Here is a 14,945-nt window from a genome sequence, read left to right on the forward strand (position 1 = left end):
CGTCAGACGGCCTCAGGGGCGCCGGCCGTAACCGTCCTCGTAGCCGTCGTCAAGGGCGGCGCCAAGGCCGCCCTCGTTGTCATCGGCCGCTTCGAAATCGCGGAGGGCGCGGGCGGCGCTGCGCAGACACAGGTTCAGGCTGCGGTCGAGCAGCCGCATCATCAGGTCGCGGAACGGCGTCTTGTCGCCCAGCGACCAGGCGCGCTCGACCATCGCGCCGTACATTTCGCGATCCTCGTCGGTCACCACCACCGGCGGGAAGCCGGCGCGGTTCAGGATCAGGTTGCACAGCAGAAGCGCGGTCGCGGCGTTGCCCTGGAAGAAGGGGCGGACGCTCATCAGCCGGTGATGCGCCTCGAAGGCGGCCTCCGGCCCCGCTTCCGTCCGGCGCAGCCAGCCCGACAGAGCCGACATCGACACCCGCACCTTCGCCGGATCGGGGGAGGCGCCGGCGTCGTCCTTCAGCGGGCCCTCCCGGTAACGCCCGGCGTTGGTGTCAATCCCCTGGTACAGCACGCCGTGGAAGGCCGCGATGGTGCGCTCCGTCACCACGCCGCCGCCCTGGAAGGACAGGCGGGCCATCAGTTCCAGCGCGGAGCGGTGGTTGAGCACGAGGCGCTGCGGGTCGGCCGGACGGCTGCGCAGCACAGCGCCGCGGTCCAGCACCATGCGGATGTCGTCCGGGGACAGTTCCACCCCCTCGACGAGGAGACAGGCGGTGGTCAAGCCGCGTTCGAAGCGGTCGGCCAGATCGCGCACCACCGTCAGCGGCATGGGCCGGGCGTCGTCCAGAACCCGCTTCTTCTCCAGAATATCGTCCAGCAGCGCCATCGTCCCGAACTCCGCAGATCCCTTGCATTTTCATAATGCCTGGACGGCGCGCGGGGAAGCACATCCTTTGCCGGCCCACAAGGTCACAGGCTGCGGCGCAACCTCCGGCCTGCGGTTTTTTGCCGCTTGTGCCGCCGCGGTTGCCGGTTTTAACATCGCATCCCAAGATTTCCGCGCCCCCTATACTCGGCTGACCCGGCCCTCTGGAAGGATTGATCCGATGCAACATGTTGCCTGGGATAAATCGATGAGCGTCGGCGTCGAAGTTCTCGACGACGACCACAGAAAATTGCTCGACATGTTCAACCATCTACTCAGGGCCGGCATCGCGGAGAAGGACCGCTCCAGCCTGTCCGGGCTGCTGGGGGGCTTGCAGGAATACACGACCGTGCATTTCGCGCGGGAGGAGGCGCTGATGGAGCGGCAGGGCTATCCCGGCCTCGATGCCCACCGGGCCGCCCACCGCTACTTCATCGACGAGGTGCACAAGCTGTCGCTGGACAACGACGACGACAACGAGATGATGCTCCGCATCGACCTGATCCTGCTTTTGAAGGAATGGTTCATCGAGCACATCCAGTCGGTGGACAAGCAATACAGCCCTTTCATGGCCGAAGACGCCGGCAGCACCACCGCCCATTGACCGGACGCGCGAACGCCCCCGCGCTGGTTGGTGCGGGGGCGTTCCGACGGCGCCTCGGCGGCGGACTCAGAAAGCCATGGTGCCGCCCGGTTCACGCAGGCGCAGGTTGTTCTGGACGTGGCGTACTCCGGAAATGGCGTCGGCCAAATCCTCAGCGCGGCGCTTCGCCATGCGGTCGTCCACCGTGCCGTCCAACGTGACCTCGCCGCCCGACACGGACACCGCGATGTCGCTGGCGTCGAGATAGGGGTCCTCGGTCAGCCGGTCGTTCAGATCGTCGCGGATCCGCTCGTCCGAGCGGGTGTAGCCCCGTGGGCCGCGCCCGCGGAACTGGGCGCGCCGCTCGTCCTCTTCGCGGCGGCGTTCGGCGTCGTCGTTGCCGAACCAAGAGGCGACCTCGTCACCGGCCTGCTCCCAGAAATTGCGTTCCCGAGCCATGCCGATGGGTTCGTCGCGGTAGCGGTCACCCTGTGTCCGGTCATCGCGCATCCGGTCATCGTGATGCCATCCACGCTCGGCGTGGCCCCAGTCGCTGCCCCAGCGGCGGCTGGGATCGCGCCCGCCGGAACCGCCACTTTCGTAGTCACTCCGGGGATAACCGCCTGCGCCGTAGGCGCCACGCCCAAATTCGTTGCGCTCGCGGACGTCGCGGCGGTCGTCCTCGTCCACGTTGCGGGCCTCGTCCTTCCACCGGTTCTCGTATTGAGCCATCGTGCCAGACTCCCGTTCGCCGTTGCCCGCCGCCCGTCCGGACGGCTCTTTGGCAACAGGGCGGCGGCGCTCTGCGTTCCTCTTTCGGTGCAGCGCCGGCGTGTCCGCACAATCTGGCACGCGGATTGCTGCGCTGCACACAGTCATCCACGCAGCCTTGGCCCCGGTCTCCCCTTTGGACCGGGGCTTCTTTTTTTCCGGAAGACCTCTCAGGCCGCGCTGACCCAGTGGCGGATCGGGCTGCGCGACAGGGCGGAATTGCTGTAGGCCGCCCGCTGCGTGACCTCCGCCCCCACCCAATCGGGAAGCGGGACGACTTGGTCGGCGTGGGACAATTCGACCTCGGCGATCACCAGACCGGCGTTCTCGCCGCCGAACACGTCGATTTCCCAGCAGAAACCATAATGGTGGACGAGGTAGCGGGTCTTCTCGATCAGGCCGCCGCGGCAACTGTGGCGCAGCAGGCCGAGGGCGAGGTCGAGGGGAAGCGGGTGTTCGACCTCGTCGCGGCACAGGCCGCGGCGGGGACCCTTGACGGTCAGGGTGGCGTCCGGGCCGGCGACCCGGACCCGCACCGTCCGGCCATCGTCGGAGGGCAGATAGCCCTGGATGATGGACAGGCCGTTTCGGCACAGGGGACGGATGTCCCTCCGCACCAGAAAGCGCCGTTCGATCTCAACCGCCATGACACCGGCCTTTCGGCATATCGGACACCGCCGAGGATAGTCGTCCGCCACGCTGCGGTGCAACCATGCCCCATACGCATGAAGTCCATCCCTGCGTTGCGGTATTACCATTTGGACACATCACCGAACAAGCGTCGAGGGCATGGCTCCCGCCGCTCCGTGGTGGGAGCGGCCACCCGTTTTGGGGTAGCATGCAGCCATGGCACAAGACCTTGCACCCTGGCTGATCCTGTTCGCCTTGTACGGCGCGCCTCTCCTTCACGTGATGCTGTCGCGGCGCGGTGGTCCGTGGCGTCCCCCGCCCGGCACGCGCTGCCCCTTCGGCCCGCGGGCCGGCTGGGTGGTGATGGTGCTGATTCTGGGGCCGATCGGCTGGCTGATGTTCGTCATACGCAACGGGCGCCGTTCCCGTCCCGGCCGCAGCCCCGGAGCGTGACGCCCAGGGGCCGGTGGCGGAACGGGAACGGCGCCCGCGCCGGTAAGCCGGTGTGGCTTGCCCGTCAGATCCGGCCCATCAGCAGAAGCACGATCAGGACGATCAGCAGCACGCCGAGGATGCCGCTGGGGCCGTAACCCCAACCGCGGCTGTGCGGCCAAGCCGGAACCGCGCCGATCAGAACGAGAATCAAAATGATGAGCAGAATGGTGCCGATGGTCATGGCGTCCCCCTAAATGTGGAGCTTTCGCTGAGAAGAACGCGAGCTTGACCGGCTGGTTCCTGTACCCCGCCTGTTCTTTGGCGCCTGCCCCCTCCATTCGTGGCACCGACGCCCTATCCTTCCGGTCTTCCTGTAAATTCCATTTCCACCGGATCAGAAGGGCGGCCCGGCGCGGCGACTCGGGCGCTCCCAGACCTTCCCCAGCAGCGCCAGCTTGCTCCGCCCCGGCAGCCGCTCGTCGGACAGGGCTTCCAGGAAATCGGCCAGCCGCTTGGACCGCATCACGCTGAAGGCGATCAGCCCGACCGTCGCCAGCAGGACGAACAGGAAGAACAGTACGCGCGCCGGCAGCGGGTCGTCGGCCATGGCGAGCAGGTTCATGCCGAGGAAACCGGTGACCAGCGTGCCGATGGTGCTGACCACCGTCACCACGGTCAGCCGCAGCACCGTGTTGGCCTGCCGCCGCAGCCCGTCGCTGTCGAGGTAATCGGACATGTCCTGAACCTCGTCCCGCACCTCGGCGTAGAGACGGTCGGTGCCGAGATGCCCGGCCCACAGGCGGAACAGGTCGCGCAGCGGCCCCTGAATCGACAGCTCGTGGAACCAGTAGCGGTGGGTGAAGCGCAGGAAGATCTCGAACACCTGCCGGATGTCGCGCTTGAACCGCTTCACCGACTCCACGGTGCCAATGTCGAGTTGGCTGACCGCCAGCACCAGCCGGTCGGACAGCATCACCAGGGCCGCCCGGTGGAAATGCACGACCAGCCCCAGCAGGAAATACTGGTGCCGGAACTGGCCGAGCAGCCCGGTTTCCGCGTCGGTGAAGAAGGCGTCGCCCTCCGGCCCCACCATGACCAGCGAATGGCCGCAGCACAGGATGCGGCTGCGCGTCCAGGCGCCGGGTGCCCGCGGGTCCCAGTAGCGGTCGTAGCAGTAGCGTTGCTCGAACCCCTCCAGGAAGGCCGGGGCGAAGGGCATCGCCTCCCCCGGCCCCGGTCCCGGCCCCGATCCCGGCCCGGGCGACGTGGCGAAGCCCAGCCGCACCCAGTCGGCCCGCTCCAGCCGTTCCGGCTCGTCCAGCGACAGATAGGCCATGGCCGGCATCCGCTGATATTCAAGCTGGCGGTAGCGCAGCAGCCCGGTCTCCTCCGAATGGTGGTGGACCAGGGGGCGCAGAAGGAACGACCAGTGGGCGGCGATGCGCGGCGCCCGGTGGCGGCACACGAAGGACAGGTAATCGGCCTTCCGCTCGTAGTCGGAAACGGCGAGCACGGCGCCGTCGGCGCTGATCCATTCGACGCGGTGCGGGCATTGCGCCGCGCTGCCGTCCGGCTCCCAGGCGGGCGGATAGGTGCGGCCCAGCCGGAACAGCGTGTCCTGCACGCGGTCCAGCGGCAGGTCCTCGCCGAACAGTTCGACGACGAGGATCGCCACGTCGACGTCGTGGAAGAAATGCAGATCGACATGGGCGATGGTGAAGCGCAGCGGCGCCTGCCCCCGCCGCAGGGTGACCGCCAGCGCCGCCACGTCGCGCCGCCGGAAAACGCGGATCGGAGAACCGCCATAGCCGGGCCGATGGTCGCGCGATTCCCCCTCGCCATAGAGAAAGCGCTGCACATAGGGCAGGAAGGACACGAACTCGCTGTAATGGCGCTCGCTGAATTCGCCGGGGTCCTGGGTGAACTCGTCCGCGACCTCCTGCCAGGGGCAATCCGGCCCGCCCAGCCATTCCCAATGGTTCTGGATCTGTGCGCCCGCCTTCAGCGGCATCAACTGCACCGGCCACAGCAGGATTTCGCGAAACCGGCGCACGCGGATCGGGCTCTCGTCCATGGCGCCCCTCCCCCTTGTCCTTCTTTTCCCACATCCTAACAGAGTCCGGACCGGCGAGAACGCCGCACCGGGATTGGAGTGGCAGGACGTTCGCGCCATCCCGTTCGCCGCGGACCATTAACCAGGACGAAAGCCCGGCCCTGGTAGCGTCCCCTGTTCAGATCATGCGCCGGAGGAGGGTTGATGTGCCGATGACGCGCCGAATCGGGCTGTTTCTTCTGGTGGCCGGCCTGGGGACCGCCACGCCCGCCCTGGCCGTGGAGGGTCCCGTCTCCGATGTCGTCTGCGCCGGTGAGGGCACCGGGCAGCGCTGCACCGTGTCCGCCGTCCAGCCCTTCGCCGACAACCGCGGCGGCCTCGGCGAGTTGAGCATCAGCGCGGTGCGCGACGCGGCTTGCACCTCCCTCTACATCCTGTTCGACGAGCCCATCGCGCTTTCCCGCCCCGTCACTCTGGCGGTCGACGGCGCCCCGCCGCAGCGCTTCTACACGCCACGCCAGCTGTCCGACCTCGCCAACGCGCTCGACGCCGACGCGCTCGACGCCGACGCTCTCGACGCCGACGCTCTCGACGAGGGGCCGCAGACCGGCGCCGCGGCGGAGGCGGCTCCGCCCGAATTCGCCCGCTTCCTGGCCCAGGTCGCCGCGGGCACGATCGCCGACGAGGACGCCGGGACGGAGATGCTGAGGCGCTTCGCCGCGATCAAGGAGCCGCGGCGGATCGGCCTGACCTGCGGCCCGATGGAGCGCCTGATGCCGCTGGTCCGCTCCGACCGCCCGTTGCGGCTGGAGTTCCAGAAGCAGGCCGGCGGCGCGACCCAGCTCTATCACTGGCCGCGGCTCGACCGGCGAACCGTGGAGTTCCGGTTGGGCGGCCTGCTGGAGGCGCTGGACCGGGCCATGCCCGGCTCCTGACGCCACCGCCGAAGCGACGCCATCCGGAGTAACCATTCCGGCCCCTTGACGGCACCCCCTCTTTCCAGTCCGACTCGCCCCAATGGGATGAATTGGCGACGCCGGGCCGGGCAAGCGGGTGTGCGACTTGAGTGCGCGCGCCACCATCCCCATCCTGTCAAGGCAGGACCCACCCATCAAGGACGGAGGAGAGCGGAGCGTGTTCGGCTTTGCGCGCAAACTGTGGTCGGACCCGGAACCCGTCGCGAGCCATGTGCCGCGGGGCGTGCGCGTCTACGCGGTGGGCGACATCCACGGACGCCTGGATCTGCTCGACCAGCTGCTGGCGCAGATCGACCGCGACGCGACGAGCGGCGCCGACCTTGTCAAATATCTGGTCTTCCTCGGCGACTATGTGGACCGCGGGCCGGATTCCGCGATGGTCATCGAACGGCTGTGCCGCGAGCCCCTGCCCGGCTTCGGCGCCATCCACCTGCGCGGCAACCACGAGGCGGCGATGATGGACTTCATCGACAAGCCGGAGGCCGGGCCGGACTGGCTGGAGTATGGCGGGCGGGCGACGCTGGCCAGCTACGGCGTTCCGGCCCCCGTCGAGGACGCCCCGCCGGAGCATGTGGACGAAGCCCGCCAGCGCTTCGCCGCCGCCCTGCCGCCCCATCACCGGGCCTTCCTGGCCGGGCTGCGCTCCAGCGTCGCCATCGGCGACTATCTGTTCGTCCATGCCGGCATCCGTCCCGGCCTGCCGCTGCACCGCCAGCGCGACGAGGACCTGCTGTGGATCCGGCGGGAGTTCCTGACCTCCCACCTCGACCACGGCAAGCTCGTCGTGCACGGCCACACCATCGTCGAGCAGCCGGACATCCGCTCCAACCGCATCGGCATCGACACCGGGGCCTACGCCTCCAACCGGCTGACCGCGCTGGTCCTGGAGGGCGGGGAGCGCCGCTTCCTCTGCACCGTCTGACTCCCTACGGAGCGGCCTGACGGCGCCAGTCCTTGAGGAAGTCGAGAAAGGCGCGCAGCGCCGCCGGCGGCTGGCGGCGCGACGGGTAGTAGAGGAAGGGGCCGGGAAAGCCCTGGCTCCAGTCCTCCAGCACGGCAACGAGGCGGCCGGACGCGAGGTGATCGGCCACATAGCCGTCGAAGGTCAGCAGGAAGCCCAGCCCGTCCAGCGCCGCGCGGACCTGAACGCCGACATGGCCGGCGTGGAAGGGCCCGCCCGGCTGGACGCGCACCACGCGCCCGTCCCGCTCGAACTCCCAGGGCGGGTGGGCGCCGCTGGCGTAGACGACGGAGATGGTCGGCTTGCCCAGCAGGTCCTCCGGCTGTTGCGGCACTCCGAAACGCTCCAGAACCGACGGCGCCGCGCACAGCACGTAGCGTTGCGGCGGGCCGAGCGGCACCGCGATCATGTCCTGCGCCAGATGTTCCTCGTAGCGCACACCCGCGTCATAGCCCCGCGCCACGATGTCGATCAGCGCCATGTCCACGGTGATCTCCAACTCCACCTCGGGGAAGCGGGTCAGGAAGGGCGTGACCATTGGGGCCAGCACCAGATCGGCCGCGGGGGCCGGGGCGTTGATGCGCAGCCGCCCCGCCGGTCGGCCCTGGCGCTCCCGCAGGTCGGACAGGGCGCCGGCCACCTCGCCCAGGGCCGGTTCCAGCCGGCGGAGAAGCTGCTCCCCGGCCTCGGTCGGGGCGACGCTGCGCGTCGTGCGGTTCAGCAGGCGGACGCCGAGATGCTCCTCCAGGTCCCGCATCCGCTGGCTGAGGCTGGAGACGGACACCCGCTGCTCCAGCGCCGCGCGGCGGAAGCTGCGAAGACGCGCCACGGCGGCGAAGGCGTGCAGGTCGCGCAGGTCGGTGTCGTCCATTTCCGCGGTCCGATTGTTCGATGCAGTGAACAGCCCATTCGACATTGTCCAGCTTATCGGATCAATGGCGCCGGGTCATCATCCAGGGCACGGCGCCACCGGACCGGCGCCGCGACGGACGGAGAGGATCTAAACCATGGAACAGCGCACGCTTGGGGCCGCCGGCCCCGTCAGTTCGGTCATCGGTCTCGGCTGCATGGGCATGTCGGACTTCTACGGCCCCGCCGACCAGGAGGAGAGCATCGCCACGATCCACGCGGCGCTCGACGCCGGGATCACGCTGCTCGACACCGGCGACTTCTACGGCATGGGGCACAACGAGCTGCTCATCCGCGACGCCCTGCGCGAACGCGACCGCGACGGGCTGCTGATCAGCGTGAAGTTCGGCGCCCTGCGCGATCCGCAGATGGGCTGGAACGGCTACGATTCCCGCCCGGTGGCGGTGAAGAACTTCCTGACCTATTCGCTGCGCCGGCTGGGGGTGGACCACATCGACATCTACCGACCGGCCCGCCTCGACCCCAGCGTGCCCATCGAGGACACGGTGGGCGCCATGGCCGACTTGGTGAAGGCCGGCTACATCCGCCACATCGGCCTGTCCGAGGTCGGACCGGACACCATCCGCCGCGCCGCCGCGGTGCACCCGATCAGCGACCTGCAGATCGAATACTCCCTGATCTCCCGCGGGATCGAGGAGGCCATCCTGCCGACCTGCCGGGAGCTTGGCATCGGCGTCACCGCCTATGGTGTGCTGTCGCGCGGCCTGATCAGCGGCCATTGGAGCAAGGACCGTGCGGGCCAGGATTTCCGCAGCCGCAGCCCGCGCTTCCAGGGCGAGAATCTGGACCGGAACCTGGCGCTGGTCGAGCGCCTGCGTGACATCGCCCAGCGCATCGGCGGCTCGGTGGCCCAGGTCGCCATCGCCTGGGTGGCGGCGCAGGGCCGCGACATCGTCCCGCTGGTCGGCGCCCGCCGCCGCGACCGTCTGGCCGAGGCGCTGGGCGCCCTCGACCTCACCCTGTCGGCGGAGGATCTGGCGCAACTGGCCGAAGCCCTGCCGCCGGGTGCTGCGGCGGGCGAGCGCTACCCGGCGGCGCAGCTCGCCCATATGGACAGCGAGACGTACAAGAAGCCGTAAGGTTTGCCCCCACCCCGGCCCTCCCCCGCTGTCGCAGGGGAGGGAGATAGGTCCCCTCCCCTGCGACAGCGGGGGAGGGTTAGGGAGGGGGCAACCGAACCGCCGCCCGCGCCTTACCCCTCGACCTGCACCACGCGCAGGTTGTTGGTGGTCCCCGCCTTGGCGAACGGAATGCCGGCCACCACGACCATCTGGTCGTTGGGCTTGGCGAAGCCCTCCTCCTTGGCGAAGCCGAGCGCCCGCTCGACCATCTCCTCGTAGGTGTGGATGTCGGCGGACAGGACGCTGTGCGCGCCCCAGAGCAGGGACAAGCGGCGCGACACCGCGGCGTGCGGCGTGATCGCCAGGATCGGCACCGCCGGGCGACGGCGGGCGATGCGGGCGGCCGTGGTGCCGCTGGAGGTGTAGGCGACGATGGTCGAGGCGTGGATCACCTCGGCCAGATCGGCCGCGGCGGCGGCCACGGCGTGCGGCGCGGTCTGCTCCTCGCCGGGGTCCGACGCGTCGATGATGGAACGGTAGAGCTTGTGCTGCTCGGTGCTGCGGATGATGCGGTCCATCATCTCCACGGCCTCGACCGGGAAGGCGCCGCTGGCCGATTCCGCCGACAGCATCACCGCGTCGGCGCCGTCATAGATGGCGGTCGCCACGTCCGACGCCTCGGCCCGCGTCGGGGTCGGCGCGTTGACCATGGAATCGAGCATCTGAGTCGCCACGATCACCGGCTTCACGGCGAGGCGGCAGGCGCGCACCAGCTCCTTCTGGCGGCCCGGCACCTCCTCGTGCGGGATCTCGACGCCCAGGTCGCCGCGGGCGACCATGACCGAGTCCGACAGGCGGATGATGTCGTCGATGCGGTCGAGCGCCGCCGGCTTCTCGATCTTCGACATCAGCCCGGCGCGGTCGCCGATCAGCCCGCGGGCCTCCAGCAGGTCGGCGGGCTTCTGCACGAAGGACATCGCCACCCAGTCGACACCCAGTTCCAGACCGAAGGCAAGATCGACGCGGTCCTTGGCGGTCAGCGGCGACAGCTCCAGCACCGTGTCGGGCAGGTTGACGCCCTTGCGGTTCGAGATGGTCCCGCCGATCACCACCTTGGCATCGATGTAATCGTCGCCCAGCCCGGTCACGGCGACGCGCACGCGTCCGTCGTCGATCAGAAGATTGTGGCCCGGCATCACCGCGGCGAAGATTTCCGGATGGGGCAGCGGGATCGCCGTCTTGTCGCCGTCGACGCCGGACAGGACGAAGCGGATCGATTCGCCGGCGGCGACGGTGATCTTGCCGTCACGGATGGTGCCGACGCGGATCTTCGGGCCCTGCAGGTCCTGAAGGATGCCGATGGGGCGGCCCATCTCGGCTTCCAGCGCGCGGATGGCGGCGTGGACCTTGGCGTGGTCCTCGTGCGTCCCATGGCTGAAATTCAGGCGGAAGGTATCGACGCCGGCCAGGAACAGCCGCTTCAGCATCTCAGGCGTGTTGCTGGCGGGACCGACCGTGGCAACGATCTTCGCGCGGCGGTGACGACGCATATAATTTCGGCCTCTAGGGCCGCCTCCTTGATGGAGTGTCGAACGGCGGGCATGCCGGGTGGGAACCGGGCGGTCCTGGAACCGCCCGGCTGCCGTTCACATTGGTGGATGAGCGCCCGCTGACAACCACCAGGGCCGCAATAAAGCCCCGCCTGTGGCACGGCCGCCGCCGGCGGGCCGCGCCCCGCGTCCGTTCGTACACCCAATCATCACCGATCCGTCACCGAACGGTCACGCAAGGCCGCTATCACTCGCGCCGGCTGAGCGCGCGCCGCGGATTCGACCGCCGCGCGCGCCGACCTCCTGCCCGCAAGACATTCTCGCCATCGACCGCGTCATCTCAGGGAGTGTGACCATGCCGACCCGCCAGGGGCTCTTGGCAACCACGGCGCTGCACGGCTGCGTGGGCCTTCTGCTGTTCGTGTCCAGCCCGGCGCTGGCCCAATTCGCGGTGACGGGCGGAAGCACGGTCACCGGGTCGCAAACCCTCTCCGGCAGCCAGACCGGCACCGTCGCCGCCGGCGGCACGCTGCAGACCTCCGGCGCCGCCGTCACGCAGAGCGGAACCGCCAGCAATGTGATTCTGGACAACGCCGGCACCATCCGCTCGACCGGCGGGCGCGGCTTCGACACCTCGGGCGGCAACACGGTGCGGACGCTGACCCTGACCAACCGGGCCGGCGCGCTGATCCAGTCGGACGCCAACGACGCGGTCCGCATCAACACCAACATCACCAGCGGCGGGGTCACCATCGACAACGCCGGCACCATCCGCGCCGCCGCCCCCACCGATCCGGCAAGCGCGGTGCAGGGCCAGGCGCTGGACCTGCGCACGATGAACACGGCGGGCGTTCCGCTGAGCGTCATCAACCGCGCCACCGGCGTGATCGAGGCGCTGAACGACGACGCCCTGCGGCCCGGCCTGAACGCCACCATCGACAATTCCGGAATCATCCGCAGCTTTGGCGCCAACACCAGCGGCGGCGCCAACGGCACCGCCGACGCCATCGACGCGGGCGGACGGACCGGCGTGACCGTGACCAACCGTTCGGGCGGCCTGATCTCCGGCGCGCGGCACGGCATCACCGCCGACACCGACATCACCGTGGTCAACGAGGCCGGCGGCACCATCGTCGGGCGCAACGGTTCGGGTGTCGGGTCCGACGGCAACGGCACGGTCATCAACCGCGGCCTGATCTCCGGCGACTACGCCGGCGCCGGCAACATCGTCAACAGCAGCGGCGCCGCCTCGACCAACGGCGATGGCGACGGCGTGGACATCGATTACATCGGCACCATCGTCAACGACGGGACGATCCGCGGCACCGGGGCCGGCGGCGTCGATTCCGGCGGGCGCCCGAACGGCGCCGACGGCATCGCCATGGGCGGCGGCACCATCACCAACGCCGCCGGCGGCGTCATCTCCGGCACCGGCCACGGCATCATGATCGACGACGGGGCGGAGGGGGCGGCCTATGGGGTCACCACCATCACCAACGCCGGGCGGATCGAAAGCCGCGACGGCCCGGCCATCACCCTGATCGGCCCCTACGCCAACACCATCACCAACTCCGGCACCATCACGGGCGGCGGCGGCGACCCCATCGCCATCGCCTTCGGCGCCGGCAACGACCGGCTGGTGATCCAGGGCGGATCGATCACCGGCAAGGTGCTGGGCGGCGGCGGCACCGACGCGCTGGAGGTCCAGCTCGGCAGCGGCGGGCGCTACGTCATCGGCGCGCGGGACGCCTACAGCGGCTTCGCCACCGCAACGGTCGGCAGCGGCACGCTGGTGGTCGACGGCCCGCTGGCGCTCGGCAGCGCCCTGACGGTCGCCTCCGGCGCCACGCTGGCCGGCACCGGCAGCATCACCGTACCGGCGACCACCGTGGCCGGCACCGTGGCGCCGGGCACCGGCACGTCCGGCACGCTTGCGATAGCGGGCAATGTGTCCTTCGCCGCCGGCTCCCGCCTCCAGGTCGGCATCGCCCCCGCCGGCACCGCGTCGAAGCTGGCGGTCGGCGGAACGGCCACGCTGTCGAACGGCGCCACCGTCCAGGTGACGGCGGCCGACGGGCTGTACCTGACCGGGCGCAGTTACGAGATCCTGACCGCCTCGGGCGGAGTCACCGGCCAGTTCGGCGCCGTCGAGCGGCTGAACCCGGCGCCGCTCGGCGCCGGCACCCTGGCGCTGAGCCAGACCGGCAATGCCATCCTGCTCCAGCTCAACCCCGGCAACCCGTTCAACGGGCAGCGCAACAGCGTCAACATCGCCAACATGGACGTCGGCTTCGCCATCGCCGGGGCGGGCAGCGGCGACAGCCTGACGCTGGAGGGCAACTCCACCGTCCGCGCCGACGTCACGAACCTCGCCCAGCTCCAGATCGGCACGAGCACCGGCACGGCAACCGGCGTCGCGCTGGCCTCCGGCACCCAATCGGTCGCCGCCACCACGGTGAAGGCGAACGCCCAGCTGGCGGTCAACACGCGCCTCGCCAGCCCGACCGTCACCGTGGAGCGCGGCGGCCTGCTGTCGGGCGGCGGGCGGATCACCGGCGCGGTGAGCAACGGCGGCACGCTCAGCCCCGGCAACTCCCTGGGCGTCCTGACCGTGGAGGGCGCCGTCGCCAACGCCGCCGGATCGACCCTGCGCGTCGAGATCGACGGGCCGACCGCCGGGACCGGCGCCGGCTTCCACGATCAGCTGGCGGTCACCGGCACGCCTGGCACCTTCGCCGCCGGGGGCACGCTGGTCCCGGTCACCCGCGGCATCACGGGCGGCGCGACCAACAGCTTCACGCCGCGCCTCGGCCAGGGCTTCACCATCGTCACCGCCAGCGGCGGCGTGACCGGCGCCTTCGCCGGCATCGCCCAGCCCGCCGTCGCTCTGCCCGCCGGCACGCGGTTCGACACCGTCTACGGCCCGAATACGATCACCCTCACCGCCACACCGGCGAGCTACGCCCGGCTGGCGGCGGCGGACGTGCCGGCCACGGCCAACCAGTCGGCGGTCGGCGCCGCGCTGGACGCCGTCCGCCCGGCCGCCGGCACCCGCCCGTCCGACGCGGCCAAGCCGCTGTTCGACGCCCTCTACCCGCTGTCCGGCCAAGCCATCCCCGCGGCGCTCGACAGCCTGGGCGGCACCGTCCATGCGGAGGCGGTGACCGCCGCCCGCGACACCGCCCGCCTGTTCGGCGACGCGGTCCAGGGCCGCATGGCCGCGCTGCGCGCCGACGGCCTCGCCACCTCCATCGCCCCGCTGGCCATGCCGGAGGCAGAGCACGGGACGGCGCTCGGCCTGTGGGCGCGGGCACTGGGCCGCTTTGCCAACTCCGACGGCGACGGCAACGCCGCCGGCACCCGGCAGCGCAGCGGCGGCATCGCGCTGGGCGCCGACCGCGACCTTTCCGACACGATGACCGCCGGCGCCGCCTTCGGCTACCAGCGCACGGCGGTGGATGTGCGGACCAGCGGCGACCGGACGGACATCGACAGCTACAGCGCCGCGCTCTACGGCACCTACCGCGTCGGCGCCTGGTTCGTCGACGCCCAGGCCATGTACGGATTCGGCCAGTACGACAGCCGCCGCGTCCTCCGGATCGGCGCCCCGGGCGGAGTGGAGCACCGCGCCGATGGCGACAGCGACGGCCACGGCTTCGGGGCGGCCGTCGCCACCGGCTACGCCGTGACCTGGAACGGCGCCCGCATCGAGCCCTTCGCCGGGCTCCGCTTCGACCGGGTGACCCGCGACGGTTTCACCGAGACCGGCGCCGGCGCGCTGGGCTTGGCGGTGGACGATACCGACCTGAGCACGCTGCGAACCAGCCTGGGCCTGCGGACGAGCTGGCGCCTGAAGGCCGGCGAGACGGCGCTGGAGCCCGAACTGCGCGCCCGCTGGGACCACGACGTCCTCGACGTGGCTGCGCGCAGCGGGGCGCGCCTGCTGGGCGCCTCCTACACGGTGTCCGGCGTCCAGCCGGGGCGCGACGCCGCGGTGCTGGGGGCGGGCCTGACGGCGGCGCTGGGCGAGCGGTTCCAGGCCTATGGCAGCTACGACGCCGACCTGCGCCGCGACGCCACCGGCCACACGCTGAGCGCCGGCCTGCGCTACCGCTGGTGACCGG

At 70.4% G+C, this 14,945-nt stretch carries 13 protein-coding genes; 6 read left to right on the forward strand and 7 right to left on the reverse strand.

Annotated features, from left to right (window positions below):
- Window positions 1-12: 12 nt before the first annotated feature.
- A complete protein-coding gene (locus ACWPN5_RS20685) occupies window positions 13-831 on the reverse strand; it encodes a Fic family protein (RefSeq protein ID WP_492297152.1) in 819 nt (272 codons plus the stop codon).
- 220 nt (window positions 832-1,051) lie between these two features.
- Here ACWPN5_RS20685 and ACWPN5_RS20690 point away from each other — a divergent pair, with 220 nt between their 5' ends.
- Window positions 1,052-1,474, forward strand: a complete 423-nt coding sequence (locus ACWPN5_RS20690; RefSeq protein WP_145680762.1) for a bacteriohemerythrin — start codon at window positions 1,052-1,054, stop codon at window positions 1,472-1,474.
- Between the two features lie 66 nt (window positions 1,475-1,540).
- Here the strand turns inward: ACWPN5_RS20690 and ACWPN5_RS20695 are convergent, their stop codons facing one another.
- Together ACWPN5_RS20695 and ACWPN5_RS20700 are read right to left on the reverse strand one after the other, a co-directional pair.
- A complete protein-coding gene (locus ACWPN5_RS20695) occupies window positions 1,541-2,185 on the reverse strand; it encodes a BON domain-containing protein (RefSeq protein ID WP_145680763.1) in 645 nt (214 codons plus the stop codon).
- Between the two features lie 209 nt (window positions 2,186-2,394).
- Window positions 2,395-2,871: a CYTH domain-containing protein gene (locus ACWPN5_RS20700; protein ID WP_492297154.1), complete on the reverse strand. Its 477-nt coding sequence runs from the start codon at window positions 2,869-2,871 to the stop codon at window positions 2,395-2,397.
- A gap of 199 nt (window positions 2,872-3,070) precedes the next feature.
- On the opposite strand from ACWPN5_RS20700, the gene ACWPN5_RS20705 reads away from it, so the two are divergent.
- Window positions 3,071-3,307 (forward strand): hypothetical protein, encoded by a 237-nt coding sequence (locus ACWPN5_RS20705; RefSeq protein WP_492297156.1) that lies wholly within the window; start codon window positions 3,071-3,073, stop codon window positions 3,305-3,307.
- Between the two features lie 64 nt (window positions 3,308-3,371).
- Here the strand turns inward: ACWPN5_RS20705 and ACWPN5_RS20710 are convergent, their stop codons facing one another.
- Both ACWPN5_RS20710 and ACWPN5_RS20715 read right to left on the reverse strand, forming a co-directional pair.
- Window positions 3,372-3,530 carry a DUF3309 family protein gene (locus ACWPN5_RS20710; RefSeq protein ID WP_145680764.1) on the reverse strand — a complete coding sequence of 53 codons (159 nt, stop codon included), beginning with the start codon at window positions 3,528-3,530 and terminating at the stop codon, window positions 3,372-3,374.
- A 153-nt stretch (window positions 3,531-3,683) separates the two neighbouring features.
- Window positions 3,684-5,363 (reverse strand): CorA family divalent cation transporter, encoded by a 1,680-nt coding sequence (locus ACWPN5_RS20715; RefSeq protein WP_145680765.1) that lies wholly within the window; start codon window positions 5,361-5,363, stop codon window positions 3,684-3,686.
- Between the two features lie 191 nt (window positions 5,364-5,554).
- Here ACWPN5_RS20715 and ACWPN5_RS20720 point away from each other — a divergent pair, with 191 nt between their 5' ends.
- Both ACWPN5_RS20720 and ACWPN5_RS20725 read left to right on the forward strand, forming a co-directional pair.
- The gene (locus ACWPN5_RS20720) at window positions 5,555-6,277 is read left to right on the forward strand and encodes a hypothetical protein (protein WP_492297158.1); all 723 of its coding nucleotides are present in this window, start codon (window positions 5,555-5,557) and stop codon (window positions 6,275-6,277) included.
- A 199-nt stretch (window positions 6,278-6,476) separates the two neighbouring features.
- Entirely contained in the window at window positions 6,477-7,241 is a 765-nt protein-coding gene (locus tag ACWPN5_RS20725) for a metallophosphoesterase family protein (protein ID WP_145680767.1), read from the forward strand.
- 4 nt (window positions 7,242-7,245) lie between these two features.
- On the opposite strand, the gene ACWPN5_RS20730 is transcribed toward ACWPN5_RS20725, so the two are convergent.
- A complete protein-coding gene (locus ACWPN5_RS20730; RefSeq protein WP_492297160.1) occupies window positions 7,246-8,151 on the reverse strand; it encodes a LysR family transcriptional regulator in 906 nt (301 codons plus the stop codon).
- A 136-nt stretch (window positions 8,152-8,287) separates the two neighbouring features.
- Between ACWPN5_RS20730 and ACWPN5_RS20735 the strand changes: the two genes are divergently transcribed.
- Window positions 8,288-9,289 carry an aldo/keto reductase gene (locus tag ACWPN5_RS20735; protein ID WP_145680769.1) on the forward strand — a complete coding sequence of 334 codons (1,002 nt, stop codon included), beginning with the start codon at window positions 8,288-8,290 and terminating at the stop codon, window positions 9,287-9,289.
- A gap of 113 nt (window positions 9,290-9,402) precedes the next feature.
- Here ACWPN5_RS20735 and pyk read toward each other — a convergent pair whose 3' ends face one another.
- The gene (pyk, locus tag ACWPN5_RS20740) at window positions 9,403-10,821 is read right to left on the reverse strand and encodes a pyruvate kinase (protein ID WP_492297163.1); all 1,419 of its coding nucleotides are present in this window, start codon (window positions 10,819-10,821) and stop codon (window positions 9,403-9,405) included.
- Window positions 10,822-11,176: 355 nt separating this feature from the next.
- On the opposite strand from pyk, the gene ACWPN5_RS20745 reads away from it, so the two are divergent.
- Window positions 11,177-14,941, forward strand: a complete 3,765-nt coding sequence (locus ACWPN5_RS20745; RefSeq protein WP_492297164.1) for an autotransporter outer membrane beta-barrel domain-containing protein — start codon at window positions 11,177-11,179, stop codon at window positions 14,939-14,941.
- Window positions 14,942-14,945: the final 4 nt, after the last annotated feature.

The sequence above is a fragment of the Azospirillum sp. UENF 211521 genome, assembly GCF_058780535.1.

Bases quoted from the DNA above. Each gene is read 5' to 3' on its own strand.
- ACWPN5_RS20685 (WP_492297152.1), bottom strand. From the start codon at position 831: ATGGCGCTGCTGGACGATATTCTGGAGAAGAAGCGGGTTCTGGACGAC.
- ACWPN5_RS20690 (WP_145680762.1), top strand. From the start codon at position 1,052: ATGCAACATGTTGCCTGGGATAAATCGATGAGCGTCGGCGTCGAAGTT.
- ACWPN5_RS20695 (WP_145680763.1), bottom strand. From the start codon at position 2,185: ATGGCTCAATACGAGAACCGGTGGAAGGACGAGGCCCGCAACGTGGAC.
- ACWPN5_RS20700 (WP_492297154.1), bottom strand. From the start codon at position 2,871: ATGGCGGTTGAGATCGAACGGCGCTTTCTGGTGCGGAGGGACATCCGT.
- ACWPN5_RS20705 (WP_492297156.1), top strand. From the start codon at position 3,071: ATGGCACAAGACCTTGCACCCTGGCTGATCCTGTTCGCCTTGTACGGC.
- ACWPN5_RS20710 (WP_145680764.1), bottom strand. From the start codon at position 3,530: ATGACCATCGGCACCATTCTGCTCATCATTTTGATTCTCGTTCTGATC.
- ACWPN5_RS20715 (WP_145680765.1), bottom strand. From the start codon at position 5,363: ATGGACGAGAGCCCGATCCGCGTGCGCCGGTTTCGCGAAATCCTGCTG.
- ACWPN5_RS20720 (WP_492297158.1), top strand. From the start codon at position 5,555: ATGACGCGCCGAATCGGGCTGTTTCTTCTGGTGGCCGGCCTGGGGACC.
- ACWPN5_RS20730 (WP_492297160.1), bottom strand. From the start codon at position 8,151: ATGGACGACACCGACCTGCGCGACCTGCACGCCTTCGCCGCCGTGGCG.
- ACWPN5_RS20735 (WP_145680769.1), top strand. From the start codon at position 8,288: ATGGAACAGCGCACGCTTGGGGCCGCCGGCCCCGTCAGTTCGGTCATC.
- pyk (WP_492297163.1), bottom strand. From the start codon at position 10,821: ATGCGTCGTCACCGCCGCGCGAAGATCGTTGCCACGGTCGGTCCCGCC.
- ACWPN5_RS20745 (WP_492297164.1), top strand. From the start codon at position 11,177: ATGCCGACCCGCCAGGGGCTCTTGGCAACCACGGCGCTGCACGGCTGC.